The 25,757-nt window shown below is 72.7% G+C and carries 27 protein-coding genes; 4 read left to right on the top strand and 23 right to left on the bottom strand.

Going from position 1 to position 25,757, the window contains the following annotated elements; translation table 11 throughout:
* Positions 1 to 78: 78 nt before the first annotated feature.
* The gene (locus BG452_RS00770) at positions 79 to 1,404 is read left to right on the top strand and encodes an MFS transporter (RefSeq protein ID WP_188302123.1); all 1,326 of its coding nucleotides are present in this window, start codon (positions 79 to 81) and stop codon (positions 1,402 to 1,404) included.
* 8 nt (positions 1,405 to 1,412) lie between these two features.
* On the opposite strand, the gene BG452_RS00765 is transcribed toward BG452_RS00770, so the two are convergent.
* A complete protein-coding gene (locus BG452_RS00765) occupies positions 1,413 to 2,609 on the bottom strand; it encodes an IS110 family transposase (protein WP_188302122.1) in 1,197 nt (398 codons plus the stop codon).
* Positions 2,610 to 2,891: 282 nt separating this feature from the next.
* Here BG452_RS00765 and BG452_RS00760 point away from each other — a divergent pair, with 282 nt between their 5' ends.
* From BG452_RS00760 to BG452_RS00750, 3 genes are all read left to right on the top strand, one after another.
* On the top strand, positions 2,892 to 4,160 hold the full coding sequence (locus BG452_RS00760; RefSeq protein WP_223241555.1) for an acetyl-CoA carboxylase biotin carboxylase subunit family protein: 1,269 nt from the start codon (positions 2,892 to 2,894) through the stop codon (positions 4,158 to 4,160).
* Positions 4,161 to 4,282: 122 nt separating this feature from the next.
* Entirely contained in the window at positions 4,283 to 4,987 is a 705-nt protein-coding gene (locus tag BG452_RS00755; RefSeq protein ID WP_188302121.1) for a hypothetical protein, read from the top strand.
* A gap of 370 nt (positions 4,988 to 5,357) precedes the next feature.
* Complete coding sequence (locus tag BG452_RS00750; RefSeq protein WP_223241554.1) at positions 5,358 to 5,756, top strand: hypothetical protein; 399 nt, start codon at positions 5,358 to 5,360, stop codon at positions 5,754 to 5,756.
* 467 nt (positions 5,757 to 6,223) lie between these two features.
* Here the strand turns inward: BG452_RS00750 and BG452_RS00745 are convergent, their stop codons facing one another.
* From BG452_RS00745 to BG452_RS00640, 22 genes are all read right to left on the bottom strand, one after another.
* Complete coding sequence (locus tag BG452_RS00745) at positions 6,224 to 6,592, bottom strand: hypothetical protein (RefSeq protein ID WP_188302120.1); 369 nt, start codon at positions 6,590 to 6,592, stop codon at positions 6,224 to 6,226.
* The gene (locus tag BG452_RS00740) at positions 6,589 to 7,005 is read right to left on the bottom strand and encodes a hypothetical protein (RefSeq protein ID WP_188302119.1); all 417 of its coding nucleotides are present in this window, start codon (positions 7,003 to 7,005) and stop codon (positions 6,589 to 6,591) included. The genes BG452_RS00745 and BG452_RS00740 overlap by 4 nt, the downstream gene beginning before the upstream one ends.
* A 90-nt stretch (positions 7,006 to 7,095) precedes the next feature.
* Complete coding sequence (locus tag BG452_RS00735) at positions 7,096 to 7,278, bottom strand: hypothetical protein (RefSeq protein WP_188302118.1); 183 nt, start codon at positions 7,276 to 7,278, stop codon at positions 7,096 to 7,098.
* A 249-nt stretch (positions 7,279 to 7,527) separates the two neighbouring features.
* Complete coding sequence (locus BG452_RS00730; RefSeq protein ID WP_188302117.1) at positions 7,528 to 8,133, bottom strand: DUF317 domain-containing protein; 606 nt, start codon at positions 8,131 to 8,133, stop codon at positions 7,528 to 7,530.
* Between the two features lie 344 nt (positions 8,134 to 8,477).
* Entirely contained in the window at positions 8,478 to 10,277 is a 1,800-nt protein-coding gene (locus tag BG452_RS00725) for a hypothetical protein (protein WP_188302116.1), read from the bottom strand.
* Entirely contained in the window at positions 10,274 to 11,431 is a 1,158-nt protein-coding gene (locus BG452_RS00720; protein ID WP_223241583.1) for an AAA family ATPase, read from the bottom strand. Before BG452_RS00720 ends, BG452_RS00725 begins: the two co-directional genes overlap by 4 nt.
* A 471-nt stretch (positions 11,432 to 11,902) precedes the next feature.
* A complete protein-coding gene (locus BG452_RS00715; RefSeq protein ID WP_188302114.1) occupies positions 11,903 to 12,763 on the bottom strand; it encodes a hypothetical protein in 861 nt (286 codons plus the stop codon).
* A gap of 21 nt (positions 12,764 to 12,784) precedes the next feature.
* A complete protein-coding gene (locus BG452_RS00710; protein WP_188302113.1) occupies positions 12,785 to 14,416 on the bottom strand; it encodes a DUF317 domain-containing protein in 1,632 nt (543 codons plus the stop codon).
* A 64-nt stretch (positions 14,417 to 14,480) separates the two neighbouring features.
* Positions 14,481 to 15,443, bottom strand: a complete 963-nt coding sequence (locus tag BG452_RS00705) for a hypothetical protein (RefSeq protein WP_188302112.1) — start codon at positions 15,441 to 15,443, stop codon at positions 14,481 to 14,483.
* Between the two features lie 2 nt (positions 15,444 to 15,445).
* Positions 15,446 to 16,231, bottom strand: coding sequence for a hypothetical protein (locus tag BG452_RS00700; RefSeq protein ID WP_188302111.1), 786 nt, complete (start codon positions 16,229 to 16,231; stop codon positions 15,446 to 15,448).
* 13 nt (positions 16,232 to 16,244) lie between these two features.
* Positions 16,245 to 16,820, bottom strand: a complete 576-nt coding sequence (locus BG452_RS00695; protein ID WP_188302110.1) for a hypothetical protein — start codon at positions 16,818 to 16,820, stop codon at positions 16,245 to 16,247.
* A 139-nt stretch (positions 16,821 to 16,959) separates the two neighbouring features.
* Positions 16,960 to 17,727, bottom strand: a complete 768-nt coding sequence (locus BG452_RS00690; protein WP_188302109.1) for a hypothetical protein — start codon at positions 17,725 to 17,727, stop codon at positions 16,960 to 16,962.
* Positions 17,728 to 17,748: 21 nt separating this feature from the next.
* Positions 17,749 to 18,633, bottom strand: coding sequence for a hypothetical protein (locus BG452_RS00685; RefSeq protein ID WP_188302108.1), 885 nt, complete (start codon positions 18,631 to 18,633; stop codon positions 17,749 to 17,751).
* Entirely contained in the window at positions 18,630 to 19,280 is a 651-nt protein-coding gene (locus BG452_RS00680; RefSeq protein WP_188302107.1) for a hypothetical protein, read from the bottom strand. The genes BG452_RS00685 and BG452_RS00680 overlap by 4 nt, the downstream gene beginning before the upstream one ends.
* 212 nt (positions 19,281 to 19,492) lie before the next feature.
* A complete protein-coding gene (locus tag BG452_RS00675) occupies positions 19,493 to 19,816 on the bottom strand; it encodes a hypothetical protein (protein WP_188302106.1) in 324 nt (107 codons plus the stop codon).
* A gap of 109 nt (positions 19,817 to 19,925) precedes the next feature.
* Positions 19,926 to 20,588: a hypothetical protein gene (locus BG452_RS00670; protein ID WP_188302105.1), complete on the bottom strand. Its 663-nt coding sequence runs from the start codon at positions 20,586 to 20,588 to the stop codon at positions 19,926 to 19,928.
* A gap of 166 nt (positions 20,589 to 20,754) precedes the next feature.
* Complete coding sequence (locus BG452_RS00665; protein ID WP_188302104.1) at positions 20,755 to 21,504, bottom strand: hypothetical protein; 750 nt, start codon at positions 21,502 to 21,504, stop codon at positions 20,755 to 20,757.
* 8 nt (positions 21,505 to 21,512) lie between these two features.
* The gene (locus tag BG452_RS45160; protein ID WP_317620854.1) at positions 21,513 to 22,514 is read right to left on the bottom strand and encodes a DUF4259 domain-containing protein; all 1,002 of its coding nucleotides are present in this window, start codon (positions 22,512 to 22,514) and stop codon (positions 21,513 to 21,515) included.
* A 65-nt stretch (positions 22,515 to 22,579) separates the two neighbouring features.
* Positions 22,580 to 23,344: a hypothetical protein gene (locus BG452_RS00655; RefSeq protein WP_188302103.1), complete on the bottom strand. Its 765-nt coding sequence runs from the start codon at positions 23,342 to 23,344 to the stop codon at positions 22,580 to 22,582.
* A 41-nt stretch (positions 23,345 to 23,385) separates the two neighbouring features.
* Positions 23,386 to 24,087 (bottom strand): HAD family hydrolase, encoded by a 702-nt coding sequence (locus tag BG452_RS00650; RefSeq protein ID WP_223241553.1) that lies wholly within the window; start codon positions 24,085 to 24,087, stop codon positions 23,386 to 23,388.
* Between the two features lie 24 nt (positions 24,088 to 24,111).
* Positions 24,112 to 25,305, bottom strand: a complete 1,194-nt coding sequence (locus BG452_RS00645; RefSeq protein WP_188302102.1) for an MFS transporter — start codon at positions 25,303 to 25,305, stop codon at positions 24,112 to 24,114.
* Entirely contained in the window at positions 25,299 to 25,757 is a 459-nt protein-coding gene (locus BG452_RS00640) for a hypothetical protein (RefSeq protein WP_188302101.1), read from the bottom strand. Before BG452_RS00640 ends, BG452_RS00645 begins: the two co-directional genes overlap by 7 nt.

Here is a 25,757-nt window from a genome sequence, read left to right as displayed (position 1 = left end):
CACCGCGACCGCCCAATCCGCACGGGCAGGCAGCAGCAGCTGCACCGTCCCGTACAACGCCCAAGCCGGAGAGCCCTCTTGCCCCTCTCGATCATGCAGTCCGCGGACCTGGAGCCGTCCCACCGCGTCCGGCGCCGCCCCCGGCAGAGCGACCGGGACTGGCTGCTGCGCTGCTACGTGCTGCGCGGCGCCGACGCCCTGGCGGGATCGGTGATCACCTACGCCGTACCGCTGCTGGTCCTCACCCTCACCCACTCGGTGATGTGGACCGGGCTGGCCTTCCTGCTGGAGTGGATGCCCAGGTTGTCGGCCGTCGTGCTCGGCGGGGCGATGGTCGAACGCCACAGCCCGCAGACCGCCGTCCTGGCGACCAGCCTGGCGCGGGCCGCCGCCGCCCTGCTCACCCTGGTGGGGATGAGCCTCGGGCTGGGCGTGGCGGCCGTGCTCGCCTTCGGCATCGTCGCCGGCATGCTGGCCGAAGGAAGCTTCCTGGCGGTCGAATCCCTCGGCACCGAGGCGAGCCGACGCGCCGGCACCCAGATCCACCGGGTGCAGTCCAGGTGCACCGCCATCGACCGCAGCGCCGCACTGCTCGGTCCGCTGCTCGGCGGCGCGCTCCTGCTCGCCGGGCCGGCCCTCCTGCTGACCACCGTCGCGGTCCTGTCCACCGTCACCATCACCATGGCCCTGGTCATGCACACCCAGCGTGCCCGCCTGCGCCTGGTCGCCGAGGCCCGCCGTGAACGCGCCCGCGACGCACTCGCGAGCGGAGTCGACACCCTTGTGCGCACCCCCGCGCTCGCCTGGCTGATCGGCACGCTCGCCGCAGCGAACTTCGTCCTCGGTGTCCTGCAGGTGTCCACCCCGATCGCCGTCGCCCAGGACCTGCACCGCAGCACCGCCGCCACCGGCCTGGTGTGGAGCGTCGCGGCCGGCGCCTCTCTGCTGGCCGCCCTGGCCGCGAAGCCCGCCATCGACCGCTTCGGCCTGTTCCCGGTAATCGTGACCTCCACCGTCGTCGCCTGCACCGCCGCCGGCGCCGCCGCGATTGCCCCGACCCTGACCACCTACACCGCCGCGGTGGCCACCGTGATGGCCGCCGAAGGCGCGGCCACCGTCGCCCTGCGCACCGCCCGCGCCCGGCTGATCCCCGCCCGACGCTTCTCCGCGACACTGGCCACCTGCGTCTTGCTCGTCCTGGTCCCGCTGCCATTGGCCGGCCTGCTGGTCTTCGCCGTTCCGGCGGCCAACGTGAGGGCGCTGCTGTTTGCCACCGCCGTGGCGACCACCGTCGCCACGGCCCTCTGCCTGGTCGGTCTCCACAGCCACCGGCACTCCTACGAGCACCCGGGCGCCGAATCCTCCGCGAAGGCGGACGAGGAACTCCTGGCCCAGGCTTCCTAATGTCGTTGTCAAGCCGTCTCGGTCACTGGGGGTGTGACGTGGTAGCACCGACGGTCACGGATCAGCGCCCACAGGACGTTGACGCGGCGGCGGGCCAGGGCCATGACGGCCTGGACGTGCTTCTTCCCCTCGGCGCGCTTGCGGTCGTAGAACGTTCGCGAGTTCGGATCGCAGCGGATGCTCACCAACGCCGAGGTGTAGAAGACGCGTTGGAGTCGTCGGTGGTAGACGGTCGGCCGGTGGAGGTTGCCGCTGACCTTGCCCGAGTCGCGTGGCGCGGGGGCGACGCCGGCGAAGGCCGCCAGGGCGTCCGGGGAGGCGAATCCGTCCAGGTTGCCGCCCACGCCGGCTAGGAACTCGGCACCGAGGATCGCGCCGATTCCGGGAACGCTCTGGACTATCTCGGCGAGTTCGTGCTCGCGAAACCGGCCCTCGATGAGCTTGTCCATCTCGGCGATCTGCTCGTTTAGGGCCATCACCCCCTCGGCCAGGGTGTGGACCAGCCTGGCGATGGTCTTCTCCCCGGGGACGGAGGTGTACTGCCGCCCGGCAGCTTCAACTGCCGTCTCGGCCAAGGCTCTTGCATTGCGGACCTTGCGGTTGGCCAGCCACTTCGCCAGCCGCGCGACGCCGACGCGGCGGAGCGCGGCCGGGGTCTGGTACTCGGTCAGCAGCTTCAGCGGGCCGGTGTTGGTCACGTCCAGAGCCCGCTCCAGGGCCGGGAACATGCCCAGCAGGGTGCCGCGCAGGCGGTTGACGGCGCGGGTGCGGTCCTCGACCAGGTCGGCCCGGCGCCCGGTCAGCAGCTTCAGCTCGATCGCGGCCTCGTCGCCGGGGCGGATCGGCTGCAGATCACGGCGCATCCGGGCCTGGTCGGCGATCACGTAGGCGTCGCGGGCGTCGGTCTTGCCCTCGCCGCGGTAGCCGTCGGACGCCCGGTTCACCAGACGGCCGGGGATGTACAGGACCTCCTGGCCGTGGGCGATCAGCAGGCTCAGCAGCAGGGCCGGCTCCCCGCCGGTCATGTCGATCGCCCAGGTCACCTGGCCGCAGTCGGCCAGGGCCAGAACGTCGCTGATCAGGTTCAGCAGCTCGGGCTCGTCGTTGGCCACCCGCCGCGACAGCAGGGTCTTGCCCTCGGCGTCCAGGGCCAGGCCGTGGTGGTGGCCCTTGCCGCTGTCGATCCCCGCCCATATCCGGCTCATCGCGCTCCTGACGTGCGTGTTCGTGCTGTTCGTACCACGGACGACCTCGCCGGCATTGCTCTACACAGCGACTTGTTCGCACTTCCTAATCGGCGGCCGAGTCGTCGTGGGGTGCCGGGCGGCGAAGCCTGGACAGCCACGAGACGGCAGCCGCCTGATAGCCACACCCAGCACCCCTGGGCGACCCAACCTTACGAGTGGCTCGATCAACCCAACTCAGAAGGTAGAGCCGCCTGACCCCCTAACCCCAACTCCCTTCCACCATTTGGAGAACAGCACCACATGACGACGACCGCCGCCCTTCCGGACGACACCCGCGACGACGGGGTGCTCCTGGTCCTCGGCACGGGCGACCAGACGTTCAGCTCGTACTGCCTGGCCGCCGCCTCCATGCGAAGCCCGCTGGTCCTGGTGAGCGACGCCGAGCCGACCTGGCAGCAGCCCTACCTTCGCGACCACGAGGTCGCCGAGGTCGGCGACCTCGAGGATCTGCGGTGGGCGGTCGCCCGCCTCGCCGGGCGTCACGAGATCAAGGGAGTGGTGACCTGGGACGAGCACGCCCTCGTTGCGGCCTCGCACATCGCCACCGACCTCGCGGTGCCCGGCCAGTCCTCGGCGACCGCGACAGCCTGTCGTAACAAGGCCGCGAGCAGGGCGGTCTGGTCGTCCGAATGTGTGCCGTCCGCCCGGTCGATCCGGGTCACCTCCCTGGTGACCGCCACCACCGCGGCCCGCCGCATCGGCCTGCCCGTGGTCCTCAAGCCGGCCTCCCACACCGGCGGCATCGGCGTCGTCAAGGTCGACCACTTCGACGAGCTGCCGGCCGCGTTCACCTACGCCAGCGCCCGCGCGAAGGGCCAGGGCCAGGAGGGCAGCGGCATCCTCGTCGAGGAGTACCTGGACGGCCCCGAGATCGCGGTGGAGTGCGTGACCTCGCACGGCATCACCACCGCCGTCGCCGTCACCCGCACCGAACTCGGCGCAGGGCCGCACTTCCAGGCGGTCGGCCACGTCGTCACTGCCGGCGACCCGCTCCTCGCCGAAGTCGCGCCGATCGCCGAGGCGGCGCTGGACGCCCTCGGCGTCAACTGTGGTATCTCCCACGTCGAGATGCGCCTGACCACCACCGGCCCCAAGCTGATCGAGGTCAACGCCCGCCTGGGCGGAGACCTGGTGGGCCACCTGGTCCGCCTCGCCACCGGCATCGACCTCGCCGCCGCCGCGGTCGACATCGCCCTGGGCCGCGAACCCGACCTCACCCCCACCCGGGCAGCCGCCGCTGGCATCCGCCTGCTCTACCCGGCCACCTCCGGAACCGTCCGCACCGCGCAGCCGCGCCCCGAACTCGGCACCCCCGACTGGCTGGAACGCCTCGTGTGGGAAATACGGCCCGGCCAGCAGACCCTGCTGTCCCCGCAGGGCGATCCCGGTACCGCCCGCTTGGGGCACCTGGTGGTCACCGGCGACGACGTCGCCCAGGTGCAGGAGCACCTCGCCCACGCCGAGGGCCTGCTCGACATCGCCGTCGACCCTCAGCTGGCCACCGGCTGACCCCGCCCGCCAGTGGGCCCGGTGCGCTGCTCACACCGGGCCCGTCGAGACCATAGCCGCCCACCCCGGCCCGACAACCCCTTCGCACCGGGCCACGCAGAGAGAACCCTGGACCAGGACCCGTGAACCTCAACTCGTACTCCACTGCCCTCGCCGCGAAGCTGCCGGGGACCTGGCGGGTCGAGCACCACCAGAACCCCGACCCGGACATGGCCGACCTCATTTCGCTGCTCGTCCTCCGGCCCACCCCCCAGTTCGCCGACTTCCAGAACGCCGCCGTCCTCCACAACCTCGCCCGGCCGATCGGCCTGCTCGTCACCGAAGAGCAGCACCCCACCGGGCCCGGCTACACGATCCGCTCGATCGCGCTGACCGAGGGCAACTCCTACATGGAGCACGTCAACGAAGGCGAGGCGCTCGAACTCCACGTCCCCGGTGACCGTGAGCCGGCCAGCGCAGCAGCCGACATCGCCCGCGACCTGCTGCCCCGCCACGACCAGATCCGCGCCCGCCAGCGCCTGACCGTCCTGGAGCGAGCGCTCGGACAGGCTCAAGCGGCCGTCGACCACTGGGACTCGATCTCCGACAGCCTGAGCGATGAGCAGGGCTGGCCGCTGGACGAGAAGCTCTACGGAGACGGCGTCGTCCGCCGCGACGCCGCCGCTCTCCGTCACCTCCAGGACGTCCTGCCCTACGCCGAGGCCCTCCTGCGAGACGGCCGAGCCGCCCAGGCCAACCTGTCACCCGGGCCAGCTGGATGCTGGGCGAGCTGGAGAACGCCTTCACGAGCGCCCGCGGGATCCTCCACCAATGGAACGACACCTTGACGAGGACCACCATGGTCGACGGCTACAACGAGGCGATCGAGGAACGCAACGCCGAAACGTGGCACGACGCGTACACCTGGCTCAGCCACGGGCCGGCCCTCACCGCGCTACTCCGAAGCGCTGCCGAACCTGGCGGCGCGATCCGAAGCGCTGCTGCGCAGGCTCGCTCTCCTCGGCGGGTCGCCGGTGGCCCGCCGGGCCAAGCCGAGCCCGGTCCAGGCCCGACGTCCGTCAAGCAGGCGCCGGAACAGCGACGACGATGAATCGTCCGACATCCCGGATGGTCACACCTGGATAACGGAATGCGGCTTCGGGAATAAAATCGGGCATTTGATCGTTATACCGGCCACTTCTGATGAAAGGGCTGTACTTGTCGGATCTGCCGAGACGTCGTGACGACCACGAGCCGACGTTCCTCCCGCCGCTCGCCGATGCTGACCTCCACATCCCCGACTTCCCGATGGTTGTTCCGGAGCCCGAGCCCGGCACGCCCGTCATCCGGGCGGTGCCGCACGCCGACGAGCTGAACCCGCGCGGAATCGTGATCACTTGCGAGCTCTGCAAGGCCCGCCGCGACTGGATGCTCCTCAACGTTCGCGAGCAGGTGTTCGTCCGCTGCCGCTGCTCGCACGAGTGGCTGGAGCGGGACCTGACGGTCGACTACTTCGACCAGCACTTCTCCCACCCGGAGAAGGTGTGGGACAACTTCGAGGTCGCCATGACCTCGACCGGCTACGACGGCGCCTTCGCGGGGATCTATCTCAACTGAGCCGCCGCTCGAGCCGCAGCAACCGCGCCGGCCTCGGCCGGGCGAGTCCCGGACCGGGCGGGGTGCCTGGTGCGGCCGAGCCTCGCAGGGCCGCGCTGGCAGTGCACAACTGCGTTGCTGTGCTTGCTGGATGTGAAATGACGGGAGGGCCCCGATGACGTCGATGCTGGGGCGCGAAGTGCCCGGGTACCGGCGTAAGTGCCGGTATGCCGGGCGCGGGTGCACCTGCTACTACTACACCGGACAGTTCGGTCGGCAGGCCGCACGACTGCGCCGGCGCCGGGCGCGCCGGGTGGAAGCCCGCACGTGGCCGGACACCGACGGCGCGTAGCCGACTCCAACACTGATTCGGCCCTGACCGGGTGTTCCGCACCCGGTGTTGAGTTCCGACCCTGCACCACGAACGAGGCGGTGCCGCGAGGATTCGCGGCACCGCCTCGTTCGCATTCCCCGGAGGACACTGCGGTTCAGCGACCGAGAAGACCGAAAGTGCCCGGGGCGCTCTCACACGCCTGGCCGGAGCCGAGCAGCCGGGCGAGGCTCAGCCGTACGACGGCCTGCCGCAGGCTGAGGTGGGCTGCCAGCTCCTCGCAGGTCGCAGCTCCCTCCTCCAGCTGCCCCAGCACCGCACGGTCGGCGTTGTCGTCGAGCAGCCGGGACACCAGGTACAGCGCGAATACGGACACCGCGCACCCGATGAGCATGATCGCGGTCACCGCCGGTCTGTGCCATACGGCGCCCGCCACGGCCTCGGCGCCCGTGAAGACGGTGAGCGAGAACAAGGAGATCGCCGCGCGGCGCAGTCCGCGGCGGGAGATCGTCGAGGTGAAGGTCACAAAGCCTCCTGGGGCAGCGGAGCGTAGCGTGAGCGGTCGAAGAAGAGGCAGTCGGTGCGCGGCGGGCGGATCAGGCATACCCGGCAAGGGAGTTCGGGTGCCGCCGGGAGGACGTGGTGGTGGCAGAAGGTCCGGCCTGCGCGCGGGTCGCGCACCGGGTGCGCGACGACGAGTTCGGTGAGAAGTTCTGGGGCGGTCCAGCCGCAGCGTCCTTCGCACGGGTGGAGGCGTGCGGAGCGGTGGCCGGCGTCGATGCCGCCGACGGCCACCAGGTAGAGGTCGCTGGGGGCGAGGTAGGCCAGGACGTGGTAGCGGGTGCGCTCACCAGTGCTGTTCCTTGGGCCGTAGGCGGTGCCGAAGGCGCGGGCGATGCCGACCCGGCTGCCGTGCAGATCGAGGGTTTCAGGGTCCAACGGGCCTCCGTGTTCGCGCTGTCCGACGCGGGAACGGCGTCGGTGACTGGCCGCCGGGCCGAGGCGCGGCGGAGTGCGAACACGGGCAGATCAGTCCTGCGGGCCGCGCGGACGAGGCACGCGGTCGAGACGGCAGGGCACGGCCGGGGCCGGGACGCGCGACATCAGCGTCCACGCGACGGCCAGCTGGGCAACCGTCAGAACCGTGCCGCCGAGGGTGGTGCGGTGTGCCCAGGCGGCGCCGTAGACGAGATCGAAAGCCGAGGCGGCCACCAGGATCCTGGCGAAGGCGAGGGAATCAAGACGGAGCGTGATGACGAGTCCTCTCGGAGGAATGGCGGGGGGCAGTGACCGGGCCGGGAGGAGTGTTGACCGGAAGCCGGAGTACGGCGACGGGCCGCGATGGCATATCGGCGGCTGTAGGAGTCGGCGGTTCCCGGCCGACGCGCCGGGCGAGGAGGGCGCCTGCTCGGTAGTCGGTCAGCCGCGCAGCAGGGCGACTCGCCTCATCGACGTGCGCTCTCAGGCAGCAAGGGAAGTGGCGGTAACCGGACGGGGTGTGGAGCGGCTGACCAGGGCGGTCAGCAGGTCGAGGACGAGTTCGGCGGGGGTGTGCCGGTCGAAGCGGGCTCTCCAGCCGGACTGGCGGGCGGTACCGTCCACGGCGATGGTCCAGGTGTCCGCGTTCGGGTTGTCGGGCTGGTAGCCCACGTAGACCCGGGTACACGGCGACGCGGTATGCAGGCCGCCGTCGGCGTCAACCACCCAGGCCCAGCCATGCTCGTAGAGAAACGCGTTCACGATGTTGGCGTTGCCCTCGCCGGTGAGCCAGTTGTGCCGGGGAACGGTGTCGCCGGGACGCCCACCGCAGACATCCGGGCGGGGTGTGGAGCGGCTGACCAGGGCGGTCAGCAGGTCGAGGACGAGTTCGGCGGGGGTGTGCCGATTGAAGCGGGCTCTCCAGCCGGACTGGCGGGCGGTACCGTCCACGGCGATGGTCCAGATGTCCGCGTTCGGGTTGTCGGGCTGGTGGCCCAAGTGGACCCGGGTGCACGGCGATGCGGCGTGCAGGCCGCCGTCGGCTTCGATGCCCCAGGTCCAGCCATGCTCGTGGAGGAACGCGTTCACGATGTCGGTGTTGCCCTCGCCGATAGGCCAGTCTCGGTGCGGAATGTCCTCGCCAGGACGCGGACCGCGAACAACCGGGGCGGAGATCACGATGGGCAGGGGAACGTCCTCCTCGCTGAGGGGCTGCGGTGGTCGTCCATGTTGACTTGGACTGCCCGGTTTCGCATAGTCCGTACAGGGGTTGGCTGTCTGCTGCAGGCGAACACGGCGGGGGCCGGCTGCTGAAGGTTGGACCCTACCGACGACCGGCGTCCTGCCTCGATGAAGCTGGCGGAGTCGGTGATCCTGGCCGGTGGTGGACCACTCGTCTCGGCGAGGTTGGCGAAGTTGGCGGGCAGGGCGGCTCAGCGTGTCTTGCGGATGGCGGCGGTGGCGGCCTGGGCGATGGCGGCGGGGGCACTGTCGGGCCGGGGCAGGTGGAGCAGGGTAGTTCCCGGCAGGTGTAGGGAGTTCGTGGTGAGGGTGAGCTGGAGTACGGCGCAGCCGGCGGTGGTGAGGCGGTTGATGCGGGTGACCGCCTCGGCGGTCTCGTCCGGGTCGTAGTGGGCGTCAGTCACGACGACGAGAAGGCGGCCGGTGCCGGGGCGGCTGAGGTCGAGGCCGTGGTCGAGCGCGTCCAGGGCATCGCCCAAGTTGTGGCTGGCGCCGCGGGCGGCGAAGGTCGTCACCTTGTCCGGAGCCCGGTGGGTGGGTCGGGTCAGCGCCGTCAGGTCATAGTCGTACGCGACGGTGGCGGTGCGGGAGTCGGGGCCGGTCAGGGCAGCGGCACGGGCCACGATCCAGGCAGCGGACGCGACGGGCCCGCAGGCGGCCGACATGGAGCCGGAGACGTCCACCGCGATGCCCACCCGCAGCGGCGGGGTGGTGCTGCTGCGGCGGCGGGTGGCAGTGAACGGCTCTGCTGTGGGAATTGACCCGCTCGCGCGCTGGGCGTCGCGGGCGAGGGCCTGGCGGACGTTGAGTCGGCCGGGCGGAGTGGGACTGGTGGTCCGCTCCTCGGTCCGCTCACGAAAGGCCGCGGCGCGAAGGGCGCGGCTCAGGGACGCGGCGGCGGTCTGCTCGGCGGCGGTCGGCTTGCGGGTACCGGTCACCGGGCTCCGGGAGGGCCTCGATGTGCCGCCGGGGCTGACGGTGGTTCCGCTCGCGTTGAAAACAGACCTCGCGGTGGCGGCGGCCTTGCGCCGCTGGCCGGCCTGCTGGGCGCGGCCCTGGACCTTTGCCTCCGCCCGCGCGGCCAGGGCGTTGTCCGCGGCGGCCTGGGCTGCGGCGTCGGCGGCGTCGTTGGCGTCCATGCCGTCCATGACGACCCCCACGGCGTCGGACAGCAGATCGGTGAGGCCCTGCGGCAGGGGCAGGGAAGGGGAGGCGGTGTCCAGGGCGTCGCACCACGCTTTGCCGTGCGCGAGCATGGTGGCGCCGTCGTGGTCGGCGGTCCGTTGGGCCGCGGTCCAGATGCCGGTGAGGGTGGCCAGCAGCTCGTCGCCCAGGACCTGCTCGCACAGGTCGGCGACGGCCCGGGTCTCGCCAGCGTCGAGGATGCCGGCGTCCCGGCGGCCGAGGATCAGGGCCGCCACGCTGGCCGCGTGCCTGATGCCCTGGACGCGGGGGTTGGCGATGTCGGGCATGACCAGGGTCCGGGCGCTGGTGCGCAGGTACGCGCGGTCAGTGGGCCGCCTGATCAGGTGGGCGCCCTCGACCCGGCTCTCCTCCAGCAGTAGCGCGGCCTCGACGACGCGGGGGTCCGCGCCGTTCGGCTCCACCCACACGGAGTGGGCGGTGTGGGCGGCCTCGTGGACGAACACGCCCCAGGCGGCGGGATAGCGCTCCTCGTCGCCCACGATCCGCGGACGGATCTCGTGCGGCTGGAGGGCGCCGAACAGTCCGGAGTCGAACTCGATCTCGCCGCCACGCGGGTAGTAGGCGGCCGGGGCGCCGCTGCGGGTACCGGGCCGGCAGGTGACCAGCAGGTCCTGGCGGCCGGACAGCGCGACCAGCCGGTCACCCAGCTCGGCGCCCACGCGCAGCCACGCGGCCGGGGAGGAGGAGGGCTGCGCGGGCGGGGCACCGTCGTCGTCCCAGCGCGCGAGGTCGGCGTCGTCATCGGGCGTGGTGACGGGGGGCAGGACGTGGTGGTGGGCGCTCATCGCTGGCCCCGGCGAGCGGAGTTGGTGCCGCCCGGGGGCTGCTGGGCGGCCGTGGCGGTGGTGGCGGGGAGCTGCCGGCCGAGGGTGAGGGGTTTGATGTTCTTGATGCCGGCGATCTTGCTGACGGCGGCGGCGACGACATCGCGGTCCTCCGGCGGGGCGATCCCGATCAGGTTCGCCCACGCGGCCGTGGCGCCGAGGACGGCCTCGGTCCGCTTGAAGGCGAGCAGCTCCCGCAGCTGTGGGGCCCAGCCCAGCTCACCCAGCTCGACCTGACCAGCGAGGTGCCGGGCGACGCGCACAGCCCGGGCATCGACCCGCAGCGCCTGGGCGAGGTCATAATCCGTCCCGACCTGGATCTGCACCGAGAACCGGCTTGCGAGCGCCTCCGTCAGGACCGCCCCGTGGACGCCGGGATTGTGGCCCGCGACCACGAAAAAGCCGGGCTGGGCCGTGACGGTCTCGCCCCGGTGGGCCTTGACCTGGATCTGGCGGCGCCCGTCCATCGCCGGGTACATCGCCGACAGGACCTTGGGCGAGATCAGGGTGGCGTCATCGATCAGCAGGGCGCGGCCCTCGGTCATCGCGGTGACCAGCGGACCGTCCTTCCAGACGTAGCCCCCGCTGTCGTCCAGCGTGTAATCGCCGATCAGGTCGCCGACCGTGGTGTCGCCATCGCCCGCGACGGTGATCAAGTCGGGGAACGCGGCCTCCACCAACGAGGTCTTGCCGGTGCCCGGGGGACCGTAGAGCAGCACCGGCACGTCGGCGGCACGCAGCCGCGCCAGCGCCTCGACGTCGGGCAGGGAGGCCAGCTCGCGGGGGTGGTAGAGCTGGCCTCCCGCGCGGCGGATCGGACCGACCTGCCCGGGTGCCTTCGGTGCGGGCGGGGTCGTGCGGGCCGTGGCCGCCTGGGCCCGGGGAGAGTGGGTGCCCGGCGGACTGATCACCACGACCGCCGCGGCGAAGACCGTCTTCCCGTTCGCGCGGAACTGCCTCCCGGAGCCGAGCTGGTCGGCCTCGCCGCGCTGAACCAGCGTGTTGACCGCCTGCTGGACAGCACCGTGGGAGTGCCCCAACGTCTTGGATATCTCCCCGATGGTGAACGGGTCCGCCGGCTTGTCGGCCAGCAGCTTGGCGACCTTGGCCCTCAGCTCGCCGGGCTTGGCGTGTGCCGGCTTGACGGACGGTGCGGGTGTGGTCAAAGCGAGGAACCTCCAACGGGTTCGCGGGCAGGCGAGGTTGGCAATGTGCCGGGATGGCGGGAGCGGATCAAGGGCGGGACGATCACGGGGACCGTGGGGGCGCGGCCGGCCCGTTCACGGGCTCTGTCCGGACCAGTTCGCCCGGGGCCTCGGCCGGGTCAGGAGCCTCCTCAAAGCCGGCCCGGAGCAGGATCCGCAACGCGGCGGCGTTGTAGCTCGTGGTGGTGGTCTCGCCGGTGGCGGTGCGCCGGATCGGCACGAACTGCTGGGCTGTGCGCTCTGCGGGCGCCCCCGCCTCGTGGACGGGCGAGGGCCCCTGGGCGGAGTCGAGACGGTGCGAGGTCAGGGTTTCTCCGTGGTGTTCGGGTTGGGGCTTGGGCGGCGGGTGCCGGCCGTGTTCCGGGGTGCGGGACTCGACGGTCAGTGGGCGCGGCGCTGCTGCGGCAGCGTCCGCGGTGCAGCCGAGGCTGGCTGTGGGGCTGTCCGCGGGCGCCTGGCCGTGGTGCGTGTACGGGCCGCGTCCGCGCGGCGGCTCTCCGCCGGGGTGGTGAACAGCTCGTCGCTCGCGTAGCGGAACGCGTCGGCGGCGTCCTCCAGGAGCTCGGCCTGGATCCGCTGGGGTGCCCGGGCGGCGTCGGCCAGGATCTCGGGGATGCGTGCGTCCAGCAGCCCGGCCTCGCGGGGCAGCCCGTACACGGAGGCGACGGCATGGCGGGCGGTCGCCTCGATCGTGGCGGACCACGCCGTCGGCAGGTTCGGGCCTTCGGGCACGATGCCGCAGACCGTCGGTCCCAGGTTGGCGAGGGCTCGCGGCAGGGGGGCCTCGTCGTCGATGGCGGCCATGAGGGCCACCTCAAGGGCCGTGTACGACGCGGCCCCCAGGCGGGAGAAGAGGTGTCCGTTGTGCAGCCAGGCGACTGCCTGCTGCTGCGGGCCGGGGGTAGGGCTGGGCAACTCCGGTAGCTCGATGACCAGTTCGTCGGGGCCTGCGGTCGTGGCGAGGGCCCGCCAGAAGCATGCCAGCCGCGCTGTGCCCTTGAGGGTGTCGGCGTTGGCCAAGGCGGTCAGCACGGCAGGGTCGAGCGGGTTCTGCGGACGCGGGTACACCTGCTGGGCGAGGCGGAAGCTGGCGTCGGCGAGGGCCAGGCAGCCCCTGGACGGCTCCAGCGTCCGGCTCGCGGCGACCAGCAGATCGGCGACCGGGGCGCTGCCCAGGCCCTCGTAGGCGGCGTTCAGCAGGCGGCGGCTGTCCAGGAGCGCGGGGTGTGGGGAGTCGGTCATAGTCGTCTCTACGTGATGGGTTCAGCGCCGCTGGCTGGAGGCGGGGGCGCTGACCGGGGCGCTGGTGGTGGCGGTGCCGGGTTCCGCACTCGGCCGGGGCAGCTGGCTGCCGTGGGCCAGGGCCGCAGCGCGCCGCTGGGCCGCGGCAGTGAGGGCCTCGGCACTCACCGGGGTGACGACGGCGACCTTCCGGTCGGTCGCGTCAAGGTTGAGGCCGGTGGTGCTGCGCAGCAGGGGCTCCGGGGAGGCGAGGTCGCGGCAGAGTACGGCGGCGAGGCGGGAGGGGGTGTTCGCGCTGATCTCTGCCATCCAGTACCCGCGGGCCCGGTAGCAGCTGATCCGGGCGGCGGGCTTTCCGCGCAGGTCGTGGAGAGCCGTCGGGACGTCGCAGTGGGCGTTGACGTAGCCGTCGGGCGAGCGGAAGGAGACGTTACCGCGGGGCTCGACGGTGCTCTGCCACCCTGCCTCGGCCAGGGGCAGGAAACCGAGGGCCAGGACTCCGGCCTGGAAGGGCTGGCGGGAGTCCGGTCCGGCTTCGTCCAGCATGGCGAGCGCCTCGTCGACGACGCCGGCGATCAGTTCGGGCGGGATGAGGTCACCGCTGGTGATGCGCCAGGCGACGCTCGCTCCCCGGTGCTGGGCGCCCCAGACCCGCCAGGCGGCGCTCTGCCAGGTCCGGGTGTTGGTGCCGTCGGGCCAGGCGAGGCCGAGCCTGCCGCACGGGCTGGTTATCGAGTCGGTGCCCAACGTCCAGCCCTGGGCAGCGAGATGGCTCTTGACCTGTTCGGCGCCACCGCGGCCGGGTCCGGCGTAGTGGCGGGGGGTCACGGTGACCAGGCCCGCTTCCGGGTCGGCTGGGCGGAGCTGCTCGGCAGTGGTCGGTGCGGTGGTGGCCGGCAGAGGGCTCTCCAGATCGGTCGGTCGGGTCGGGGTGTCGAGCAGGGGGCGCCACCGGGGCAGGGCGGCGCAGGCGGCGGGTTCGATCGTGACTCGGGCCAGGTGGTGGGAGGGGATCTCGCTGCGGCGGCGCAGTACCGCGTCCGAGGCCAGCGTCACCGCCGCCGTGCGCAGGAACGCCTCGGGCACCCACGGCGAGGCGATGACGCTCCACGCCAGCTCGGAGTCGGTGTCGCCCAGGCTGAAGGAGAGTGTGCGCTCCGGGTGGGAGGGCACCAGGAGGGTGGCGGCGCCGGGCGCGTGGATGAACGTCCGCCAGGGGCCTTGCTTGATCGTCCATCCGGCGTCGGAGAGGATCCGCGCGATGTCGTCACCGGCCCTGCGGTCGGCCAGGACGGAGGACGGGTCGCTGTCGAGTCGGCCAGCGGCGTCCAGGACGAGGCCGTGGGTGAGTTCGTAGGGCGTCCTGGGGCTGAACCAGGCACACCAGAGTCCCTTGGCGTCCGGCTCTCCGCTGGCGTAGGCGGAGAGTCGCCAGTGGTTCCGGAGGTTGCTGCGGCCGAGGGGGAAGTCGCCGTGCTCCAGGACCATGCGGCGGCAGGGGCTGGCGAGCAGGGGTTCCTCGGCGGTGCTGTCCGGATCGTGCTCCCACCCGTACGCGGAGACGAGGTGGTCGCCCAGGTCGCTGGGCGCAGTGCCGGTGCCGGCCAGCTCCAAGGGGCGGACGGCGACCAGTTCGTCGGTGTCGGTGGGCAACTCGGGCTCCAAGCAGAGGGGGTGGGCGGAACAGCGCCCCGCCGGGCCGGGGCTCCGTCGGCGGTCACCGCCGTGAGGCGCTCGCGGTCGCAGGGTGAGCGGTGGCCGGGTTGCCGGCGGGCGCGGTGGTGGTCGCGGTGGACAGGCTGGGCAGGAAGCGGGTGATGGCGGCGGCCCGGCGGCTGGTCGAGGTGGTGAGGGATTGTGCGGTGACCGGGGTGACGACGGCGACCTCCCGGTCGGTGGCGTCCAGGCGCAGGTGATCGGGATTGCGGATCAGGGGCCCGGGGTCGGCGGCGTCGCGGCACAGGGCGGCGGCCAGCCGGGAGGGTGTGTTCGCGCTGATCTCGACCTCCCAGAATCCGAGCGCCCGCCGGCAGGAGATGCGAGCGGCCGGTCGGCCGCGGAGTTCGTACAGGGCGTCGGGGGGCCCGCAGCGGGCGCTGAGGAGTCCGTCGGGCGACTCGAACGTGGCGGCGCCCTTGGGGGTGACCTCGCTGGTCCAGCCCGCGGCTGCCAACGGCAGGAACCCCAGCGCCAGGACGCCCGACTCGAACGGTGTCCGGCCGGCCTTGTCGGCCTCGTCCAGCATCGTGGTCGCCTCGCCGATCAGACCTTCGACGATTTCCTCGGGGACCAGACGCCAGCCGGTGACCCGCCAGGCGACGCCCGCGCCGGCACGCTGGGTGCCCCAGATCCGCCACGGCGCGTACGTCCGCTCGCGTCCCCAGCCGCGCGGCTTGTCCGACTCGGTGGGCCAGGCGACGCCCAGCCGGCCGCACGCACTGGTGAGGACGCCCTGCGCATCAACCCATCCCTCGGCCTGGAGACGTTGGCGAAGCCGGTCGACGGCGTCGACGCTGGGCCCGGCGTAGTGGCGAGGGGTGACCGCGACCAACGCCGTTGGCGGACTGGGCTGTTCAGCACCGGTCTCGGTCGGGCCGGTGAGTTCCAGCGGGCGGACGGCGACCAGGTCGTCGGTGTCGGGATCGGCGGGCAGCGAGGTCTCCAGGAACGAGAGGGGCAAGGTCAGGACGGGCGGTGCCGTGGCGCCGGCACGGACGCGCTGCTGCCGGTGCGCGGCCTGTCGGAGAGCGGAAGTGCGGTGGGCACCGGCGGGGCTGCGGTGTTCCGGGCGCGAGCCGCGTCGAACCGTCCGGTGCGCGGCGGGCGTTCGGCGAGCGTCTGGGTGGTCAGCAGGTTCCGGTGCCGGGCCGGGAGCTGCCCGGCCCGGCGGACGGCCGGGGCCAGAAGGGCGGCGGTCGCGGCGGTCAGCAGCGGCTCGGGGGCGGTCGCGCCGAACCGCACCGTCCAGGTGCCCTTCTTGGCGGCGCCGGTCAGCATCACCTCGCTGCCGGGGGCTTCCAGCGGGAAGGAGAGGGCGGCGCGGCGGTCGGGGGCGGAGACCAGCTCGTAGCCGTCGCGGTGGTGGCCGGACCAGCCGGCCGCGAGCAGGGCCGCGCGGGCGTGGTGGCCGGCTAGGAGTCCGGTGCCGGTGAAGAGGTCCGGGCGGTGGAGGAGGCCGGTGGCGGCCTCGTCGAGGAGGGACTGGGTGATCTCGGCCGGTACCTGGTGGCAGAAGCCGACCGACCAGCCGATTCCGGTCAGGGACAGCGGGGCCGTACCCGATCCAGTGGAGAGCGCGATGCCGGTGGTGCCGCTTACGAGGACTACGTGGGTGGGCGAGTTGTAGGGGCGGAACCAGCCGTGCCGCTCGGCGAGGAGTGACGGCAGGTCGGCGTCGCCGGGCCCGGCGAGGTGGGTGGGGCGGACGGAGAGGAGCGGCTCGGTGGAGATGGGGGAAGCAGTGGGCACTAATCTCGTTCGGTCAGGGGGCCGGGACTCGGCCTCGGCCCGCAAGCGGGGTGGCTGGACGCAGGGGGCCAGCGGAGTAGACGACGGCCGGTGGGGTGCCTGCCGGCACGCTCGTGCGGGCGGTGGCCGCGTGGACCCGGCGGCGTCCGTCGTCGGATGGCGCTCCGGGACAGGCCCCACGTTCCTCGGCCATCAGCAGGGCGTAGTCGAGCCGGGGCAGGAGTCGACGGCGGACCGTCTCGGCCGCCCGCGCTGGTGACGTGCTGACGGACAGGCCGAACGGCGTCAGGTCCTTCACCGCGCCGGGCTCCGTTCCGGCCGGGACCAGCGGTGCGATCAGGTGGCAGCCCGCACGGAACGGGCGTGGGAGAACGACCAGCTCCCGGCCTTGGGCGTCAGGCAGCATCCCGAGACGGTCGTTGGCGAACTCCAGCATGGCCCACTGGGTGATCCCGAGGTCCCAGAGCCGCTCGTACATCTCGGTCAGCGCCGCCGACGTGCTCACATCCTCCAGCGCCGACTCCCAGGTGCCGCGCAGCCGGCAGGCCACTGCGCCGGTGAACGCCTCAAGGGCGCGGTTGTTCCTCACCGCTGCCGTCCCCGGTCGACGGACGCCCGGTCGCCGGGGCCGGCGAGGTAGCGGGGGCGGACCAGGGTCTCGACGTCGGGGTCGCGGTGCGGCAGGCAGGTGTCGGGCAAGGGCTAGAGATCCAACGGGTTCGGTGCTGTCAACGGCCTTGAGAGCGATGGGTGTTGGGGGAGGTCGGCGGCGGTGTGGGTGTTTGCGCGGGTGAGGGCTGGATCGGTGCTGCGCGCAGCCGGGCCGCCTGGGCGCGGGCGACGGCCGGAAGGGGCGCGGAGGTGTCCCGGGTCCATTCGTACGCGGCGTCGAGGCTGTCGAACTGCCCGCTCCGGACTGTGTAGGCGGGACTCTTGTCGTCGGGCAGCTGCCAGAAGAAGACCTGCGCCGGGCCGGGCGACTGCTGGGTGTCGGTGGTGATCACCCAGGTCTCGTACGGTGGTTCGTGGCGGGTGAATGTGTCGTGGACCTCGAATCGCTCACCGCTGCCGCGCAGGAACTCCTCCAGCCGTTCGGTCTCGGCGTCCAGCGGATCGCTCCAGCCTTCCGGCTCCAAGACCCTGCCGGGCTCCGCCCCGCGGCCCACGAGCCAGTTCTGCGCCAGCGGGATCAGCGCGTGCGATGTCATGGTGGCCCGGACCGTGAGGGTGTCCGGGTCACGGTCGAAGTGGGCGGCGATGATCTGCGGTGCTCCGGGGTGCTCGTTGTAGGAGGCGTACGAGTCCAGTAGGAGGAAGTAGTCGTGCAACCGCGCCCCTGGGCGGTGAGGTGGGGCCGCCGCGCACTGGGCGATGATCCACAGCGAACTCTCGGGGTCGAAAAGCCGGTTGATGGTTCGGGCGGACTCGGGGTCGACCGCGTCGAGCTCGTCGAGATCGAGGTCGTCGCGGGCGTCGTGGAAGGAGGCGATGTACAACGGGCGGTCCTTCTGGTCAGGTCAGCCGGCGTCGGTTCGCCGGGTGTAGGCCGCGGCGGCGGCCCGTACCAGGGCACGCTGCTGCTCGATCGGGAGGGCGTCGATCGTGGCGATCTTCTCCTTGATCGCGGGATCGAAGATGCCGCTGCTGGTGTCGGCCAGACCGGCGGCGGTGAGGATCCGGCCGATCACCTCGGCCTCGATCAGCGCCTCGCAGTTGTCGTGCACTTCGCTGTAGATCCGGACGTGGGTGGTGACGCCGACCAGGGCATCGGACAGCGGTCCGCGGTGGCCCAGCAGAAGGCCCAGAGCGGCGAGGACGTCTTCGGCGGCGCAGCGCAGCAGGTCGGTGTCCTCCGGGTGGGACAGCCAGCGCACCCCCCTCATCTCGTACAGCGACTGGGCCAGTTCGGGGTCGTCGGAGTGCTCGGCCTCGGTGGCCAGGCACGCGGCGATGGTCGCCTCGGTGGCGTCCAGGATGCCGACGACGTGGTCGAGCATTTCCCGCAGCTCGCTCTCGTAGAGGGGCAGCAGCGAGCCGGCGAGTTCGTCGGCGGCCGTGGCCGGGTCGGCGGGAACGGCGACGGAGCTGAGCGGGGAGGTGCTGCTGTACACGGGTACGTCGAAGGCGACGAGGGGGCAGACCAGGAAGGGCCGGCTCGCTTCGGCGGTGGGCAGTACCAGGAGCCGGCGGCCGTCCGGGCCGTCGAGCACGGCGATCCCCGCCATGGTGTCGCGGTCCAGCCCGAGGTCCTGGGCACGGCGCCGGTCCCACACGCGGTAGTAGAAGTGGTGGCGAAGGTCGGCGTCGTCGCGCAGGTCCAGCTCGGTGGCTTCCCACCGGTCCGGAAGTCGTTCGGCCAGAGCGTGCGCGAAGTCCGCCAGGGGGCTCTGAGGGCTGGTCATGATCGGATTCCTTCGTTGGACTTTTTGGTGGACAGGTGGCGCAGGACGCGGGGCAGGGTCAACGCGGAGTCCAGCCGTCCGGCGGCGAAGAAGAGCGGGGCGCCGCCGGTGCCGGTGTCCCCGGGGCGGGCGAGGCTGTAGCCCACGGCACCGCCGTCGGCAGCGGTGCGCCAACGCACCAACACCCCGCGCTCGGTCAGCGCTTTGGCGTAGCCGTCCACGGTGGTGGCCTCCAGCAGGGCCTGGCGCATCTGCCGTTGGAGCCAGACACGGGAGGGCTCGGCCCAGCCGTGCTGCTCGGCCTTGATGATCTCGGCGGTGGTCGGGTAACTGGTGCTGAGGCCCGTGTCCTGGCCGACCGGACGCAGTCCCCACTCGGCTTCGATCGCCCGGCACTCGGCCTGGGCGCGCACCGCGGCGCGGTGCATCCCGGGCCGGGAGCCGTCCGGCAGCACGGTGACGCCGGCGAGGTGGATGTGGTGCTCGGCATGGCGCACCGCGACCCACCGGCACCCGGGTCGGTCGAACGGGGCCAGGCCGGTGGCGTGGGCGATGCGCCGGGCCACCGTCGCCCACTGCTGGTCGGACAGCCAGGGGTCCTCCGGGGCGGTGCGCACCGAGCAGTGCCACACCCTGCTGGGCGGCACCGCGCCGAGTTCGGCGGCGCGCAGGCGAGCATGCTGGTCGAGCCGGGCCGCGAGGTGGCTCAGGTCGGCAGCGGGGTCGCGGCCGGGGTCGGGGGCGCCGTGAAGGTCCCAGGCGGCGACGAGGTGCGGGTCGCGGTGCTCCTCGCGTCGGCCGGGGCCGTAGAGGTAGGCGAGCAGCGGGCGGACGCTGTTGCCCGTCGAGACGTCGGGGATCAGGACGCCTCCAGGACGGCGTCGAGGGCGAGGTACGTGCGCGCGGCGACGGCGGGCAGCACCGCGAGAGCGGCCTGCCGGGCCGGGCCGTCGTCGGCCGCCCGAGTTGCGGCGACCGCCGTGTTCAGCTCGTCGGCCACGCGGTCGAGAGCTTCGACGAGGGGGCGTCGCGGATCGCTGTCGGGCCGGCCCAGCGGATCGCCGGACTGTGCGGCGGCCAGGGCGGCGTTGCCGACGAACCCGGCCACGGTGAGGCGCTCGGCGATGGCGCGGTCGCGGATCACGGCGATGGCGGCAGGCGTGAACCGCACCGTGGTCTGCACGCTGCGGCGGTCCGCGGTACGCGGACGGTGCCGCTGGTCCGGGCCGGGTTGACGCGAAGCGCTGTCGTTCGGGGGGGTGGGGATCCGGATCCTTTCAGGGAGGTTGGCGTCAACGGCTCTTCGGTCGTGGGGTACGGCCGTCGGCGGCGTTCGGCACGGGCACGGAGGTGGATCGCGGGGGCGAGAGCGAGATCGCGGGCGTTCCTGCGGCCAGCGCCCCGGCGGCGCGGGCGCTGGGAGGAGCGACCAGCAGCGGCGGAAGGGGGTTGTCCGGCGCGCTGGCGCGCCGGGTCCACTCGTAGGCGGCATCGAGGTCCGGGAAGCCGCCCTCCCGCAGCGTGTAGGAGCGGCCGAGATAGTCCACGTCCTCGTAGAACACCCGGACGGGGTGCTGGCCGGGCTCGGGCCGCTGGTCCTCGGCGATGATCCAGGTGTTGAAGTCGTAGACCAGCTGATCGTCGGCGCTGGGCGACCCGCCCGAGGAGCGGGCGGGGTCCAGGACGAGGTCGGAGGTGTACGAGGCCGCGATCCAGTACCGGTCCCCGGCCTGGGCGAGCCGCTGCTCCAGCTCGCGGCTGGGATGGTCGCAGGTCGGAAGCCATTCGCCGCGCGGTGTCACCTCGTCGAGGTCGGCGCCGCGGGAGACGAGCCAGTTCTGCGCGAGCGCCACGATCGGCGCCCGCTGGTACTCAAGCCGGAACGTTCCGGCGCCGAGGTCGCGCTGGACGTGGATTCCGGCGAGCTGTTTCGAGCCGGGGATGTCCCAGGTCATCGTGCCGTCGTGGACGACGAGGTAGGACTCGGTCAGCAGCGGCGTGTGCGGGTTGGCGGTGTGCTGTACCGCCAGGACGCTGATGTTCCGCTCGTACGCGAACTCCCACCACCTCTGCTTGTCCTCCTCGGTTCGGGCGTCGAGGTCCTCGAGCTGGAGGGCCTCGTCAATGGCGAGGAGCGGCTCGGTGACGTCGGTGATGGGTTTCTCCGGTGTTCTCGGGGGGCGTGGAGGGGCTGCTGGAACCGTGCGGGGCGCGGCGGGCGGTAGCTGCGGCAGCGCGTTCGGTTGCGGGCGCCGTGGCGGCGTCCAGGTACTGGCCGTACCAGGAGGCGAGGTCGTCGTGGACGCCCGCGAGCGCCCTGCCGGCCGGGGTGGTCCGCAGGGCTCCGTCCGGCAGTCGGTCGACGAGCTGCTGCTGCACGAGGACATCCAGATGGTCGGGCAGCTGGGCGCGGGCCGCCGCGGTCATCGGGCGGGCGAGGTCTTCCCGTGTGGCTGCCCCGTCGCGCAGCCGGTCGAGGACGGTGGCCGTGAGCGGGTGCGCGCCCAAGCGAAGGACCTCCTCGACCGCGACAACGGTGTGCTGCTCGGTGGCAAGGGCTCGGCGGTACCTCACCGCCCAGCTGTACGCGGCGAGGAAGACGGACCACAGCTCCTTCGCGGCCGGCGTGGCCTCCGGGCCGGCCGCACCCGTGTGCAGCAGACCGCCCTGGTCCAAGCGGTCGCGGTGCCAGGCGACTTCGCCGGGGTCCATGCCGTCGGCCGGATCGCCGAGCGTGTTCCGCAGGTACTGCTGGTCCTCGGCGTCGCGCTCGGTCAGCCGGACGGACAGCAGGGTGCGGACGGCCCCGGGCGGTGCGAGCAGGTCGAGGGCGTGGGTAACGCGTGCGTCACGGCTGGCGGTTGGGGGCACGAGGGTCCTTACAGGTGGAGCGGACGGTGAGGGGCCGGTAGGACGCCCTTGGCCGGTAGGGCAGTTGGCGCGCCGGTGAGCTGGGCCGTGCTGCGTGCGCGGGCCGCCGTCTCGCGAGAGGACGCGGCGGGGGTCTCGGCGGCGGCGTGTTCGTAGCGCGCGACCAGGTTCTGGAGCGCCTGGTGGGCGAGGTCGAAGCGGGCGCCCAGGGTCTCCAACTCGACGCCGGTGAACCGCAGGACGCCGTTGCCCTGGACGCTGTTGTGGTTGCCCTGGACGATCGGCGCGAGGGCCTCGGCGGCGCGGGAGGTCGCCGCCCGCAGTTCGCGGTCGAGGGTGTCCACCTCGCCGACCTGGTGCTCGACCAGCCCGGCGAGCGCGTGCGCTGCGGTCGTTTCGGAGTGCCGGTCGCGCAGTTCCCAGACCTCGTCGACACCGAGCCGCCCCTGGACGAACTGCTGGCCGGCGAACACTCGGCGCTGTCGGCGGGAGGCTTCGGTCGGGGCGGCCTCGGGTTGCGTCGGGGCCTGCTGAGGAATCGGAGCCACCACGCTTGGGGTGGTCGCCATCGGGCCTGCGGACGTGTAGTTGATGACGGGTGGTGGGTCGTCCTGGATGGCGAGGCGGATCTGCACCACGTTGGCCAGCCACCGCTCGCCCTTCGCGCGGTTGAACCAGTGGCCGACCTCCGCATCGGCGTGTACGAGGATGCGGTCGAGCGCGACCACCGCCTTGGGCCTGAGCTCGGACGGCAGGGTCGGGACCGACTCCCGCGGGCCGCTGGTCAGGTCGATCGTGGCGCCGCCAGGGAGCTGGGAGGCGATCACGGCCGCGGCGGCGATGACCTCCCGTGAAAGGGCGATGTCGAGCTCACCTTGCGGTGCGCAGGCGGCGGTGTCGAAGAGGTGGTGGAGGAGCGGGGGCAGTTCTTCGGGGAAGAGGCTGTCGAAACGCTCGGCGATTCCGATCGCGTCGTCGTTGTGGAACGGGCCGGTGTCCCAGCTGCCGATGAGAAGACCTTCCTGGTAGCGGATCGGGGATCACGGCCGCTGCCCGGGCAGTGGCGCGGAGCAGGTCAGCCGCGAGAGCGGCTGCGGGGCGGGGACACCGCGACACCGGTGCCGGCGAGCGAAGGCGTTGCCTCGCCCACGGTGCCGGCCGGCCGGGTCCGGGCGGCGGCAGCGCGCCCGCCCGCCGCCAGCAGCGCCCGGGCCTGTCCCTCGCGGGTGAGGGTCAGGTCATGGCCCCGGTGCAGGTCCTCGCGGGCGTAGTGGTCCACCAGGCCCTTGCCGATCAGGGCATCGACGGTGGCGACCTTGATGTCGGCCCCGCCGGGCAGAACCCTGAGCGACCCGTGGCGCACGCTCTTGTAGATGGTGATGGTGGTCGAGCCGATCTGCCGCAGCGCCGCCTCCTGCCGCGGCGGAAGCCGGGTGACCGCTGCCGCCGTCTTCGCCGTTGGCGCCGGAGCTGGGGGCGGAGGCGGGACGATGGCGGGCAGCTCCTTGTAGATGCCGATCAGCGCGGTGAGGGACTGGCGTAGTTCGGTGCGGCGGGTGACGAGGAGGTCGATGTCGAGGCCGCTGGTGCGCAGGATGCCGTTGGTGACCGGGAGGTCGGCGTCGTGGCCGGCGGCGACGCGCTGGAGGTCGCGACTCAGGGCGGTGGCGAGTTCGACGATGCGGTTCTGCACGTGGTCGAGCGTGCTCGCGGTGGTGGCGATCTGGTCGGCGACGGCCCCGTGAGGGGTGTCGGAGCCATGGCCGGGCACGTCGCGGACGCGTTCGACCTGCAGCTCGGTCCACACCAGGCGGGTGCCAAGGTCGGTGTTGCCGGGCACCCGTGGCTTCCAGTTCGCGATGGGACGTCCGCTGAGCGTGCTCACGCGGCAGCCAGCTGCTGCTCGGTGATGAGCGCGATGCCCAGGGCGACGGCTTCCTGGAGCGTGTCCACCAGGGGGACGCCGGCGGTGGCGAGGCGGGCGGCGCCGTGCAGGCCGCCGATATGCAGGACGGGGACTGCTCCGACCGTCCGGGCGGCGACCGCGTCGTCGACGCTGTCGCCGATCACCAGGGTGCGGGCCGGGTCGACCCACGCTCCCAGGGACTGCAGGTGCGCGGCCATCGCCGGGGCCTTGCTCGGCACGGACGGTCCGGGGCGGCCGTCGACCCGTTCCAGCAGTCCGGTGATGCCGGCCTGGCTGACCTCGGTGACGAGCCGCTCGTGCGGGGCGAGCGACAGCAGACTCTGGCGAACTCCCCGGGCTCGCAGGCCCATCATCAGCTGCCGGGCGCCGGGCTGGAGCCGCACCGGCCGGCGGTTGAGCTCGGCGAGGAACGCGGTGTCCGCGGCGTGCCACTCCTCGTCGCCGAGCGCGCGGCCGAGGACGTCGGTGTAGAAGTCGCGGATCGGCATCCGGTGAAGGGCCTGGTAGGTCTCCACGGTGATCGGCTCGGCGCCGAGGGCGGGCAGGGTCGCGTTGAGGGCCGCGACGTGATCGTCGAGGTCGGCTCGCAGGGTGCCGTTCCAGTCCCAGACGATGGTGATCGGCGCCGGCGTGGAGGAAGCGGTGCGGTGGTGCAAGAAGTCCAGCTCCAGAGGAAGAGATCAGGTGAGGGAGAGACGCCGTCGGCCGGCGCCGAGCGTGGCGGCGGCCAGGGCGGCGCCGAGCAGCGGAACGGCCGCTGTGGTGGTGTGGCCGAAGGCCGAGAGCTGTCCGGCTGCGGCAGCGCCCGCAGCCTGGCCGAGGCCGATCACCGAGATCAGCCACGCGGCGGCCTCGGTGGCTGTTCCGCTCGGCGCCAGGGCGTCGCAGGTGAGGAAGGCGCAGGCCAGCCACGGGGCGAGGAACAGTCCGGGCAGGATGCTCGCCGTGACCGCGAGCCACGGCGGCTCGGGCATGAGGAGGGCGACGAACGCGCAGGCGTACCCGACGCCAACCGCGAGCAGCGCCTTGCCGGTTGGCCACGGTTGCCGGAGCCTGGCCCAGGCGGTGCCGCCGATCAGGCTGCCGAGCGACAGCGCGGCCGGCAGCAGGCCGGCGAGCCACCCCTCGTGGTGCCGGTCGGCGACGCCGAGGGCCAGCACGGGGAACGAGCCGAGCGTGACCCCGAAGAACAGTGCCGCGGTCAGCAGGACGAGCAGACCCCGCGAGCGCAGCGGCCCGAGCCAGTGCACCGGCCTCGCCGCAGACCGTACCCGGGCCGGGCGGCGTACGGCGACTGCGGCGGTTCCCGCGACGGTGGTCACCGCGCAGGCGGCCAACGCCCCATGGGCGGAGGCGAGCTGACACATCGCGGTGGCGAGCAGGGGGCCTGCGACGAACACCAGCTCCTGGGAGGCGGAGTCGAGCGCGAACACCCGGTGGTGGTCGCGCGGGTCGACCAGGCGCGTCCACATCGCCCGAAGTCCGGCCTCCAGCGGTGGGGTTGCCAGACCCGCGACAGCTGCCAGCACGGCGACGACGAGCGGCTGGGCGGCGAAGTCCACGACGGTCAGCGCGGTGAACGCGGCTCCGGAGACCGCGGCTGCGGCGGGCGCGACAACGGCCAGGCTGGTGCGGTCGACGGCCCGCCCGAGCAGTGGCTGGCCCACCGCGCCGGCCAGCGCGTATAGGGCGGCCAGGATGGCGCCGAGCGCGGTGGAGGCGTGGTCGGCGCGGGCAGCGAGGAGAAGGCCGAGGGGGGCCATCGAGGACGGAAGCCGCCCGACGAGGGTGCCCGCGAGCAGCGGGGCGACGTTCGGGGTCCGCAGGATCGACCGGCCGGTGGCCGGTGGCCTAGTGGACGCCGAGGTCAGCAAGGGCAGGGCCCGCCGGCCAGGAGCGAGCGCAGCTCGACCGTGCGCTGCACCGCGACGCTGACCAGGGCGGCAGCGCGCATGCGGGCGGCCCGTGCCAGGTTGAAGCGGGTGTCCGCGTCGCAGTCCGGCTTCGCCATCTCCTCCCGCGCGGTGGCCAGCGCCCCCAGCGCGGACGTGAGGTGCTGGGCGGAGGCGCCGACGGCCTCGATGCAGTGGCGCACCGTGCAGAGCGGCAGATCGTCGGCCGCGGTCACCTGCGGCAAGAACATCGCCAGCGTGACGTGGGAGCACTCGATCGCCAGCTCATGGGCGAAAAGCACGGTGTCGAGATCGCTGGCCCGAAGCGGCAGTTCGAGGGTGGTGGCGGTGTCCGCCAGCAGGGCGACGTCCTCGTCGAGGAGGTCGACCAGCTGCTCACGCAGCTTCGGGGCGGCACCGGACGGCATGGGCAC

This window comes from Streptomyces sp. CBMA123 (assembly GCF_014596465.1).
Lineage (GTDB): Bacteria > Actinomycetota > Actinomycetes > Streptomycetales > Streptomycetaceae > Kitasatospora.
The sequence above is the reverse complement of the archived record's forward strand: the minus strand, read 5'-3'. Positions and strand labels throughout refer to the sequence as shown.

Coding starts and splice junctions, on each gene's coding strand:
- BG452_RS00765 (WP_188302122.1), bottom strand. CDS start 2,609: ATGAGCCGGATATGGGCGGGGATCGACAGCGGCAAGGGCCACCACCAC.
- BG452_RS00760 (WP_223241555.1), top strand. CDS start 2,892: ATGACGACGACCGCCGCCCTTCCGGACGACACCCGCGACGACGGGGTG.
- BG452_RS00725 (WP_188302116.1), bottom strand. CDS start 10,277: ATGAGCGCCCACCACCACGTCCTGCCCCCCGTCACCACGCCCGATGAC.
- BG452_RS00715 (WP_188302114.1), bottom strand. CDS start 12,763: ATGACCGACTCCCCACACCCCGCGCTCCTGGACAGCCGCCGCCTGCTG.
- BG452_RS00685 (WP_188302108.1), bottom strand. CDS start 18,633: ATGACCAGCCCTCAGAGCCCCCTGGCGGACTTCGCGCACGCTCTGGCC.
- BG452_RS00670 (WP_188302105.1), bottom strand. CDS start 20,588: ATGACCTGGGACATCCCCGGCTCGAAACAGCTCGCCGGAATCCACGTC.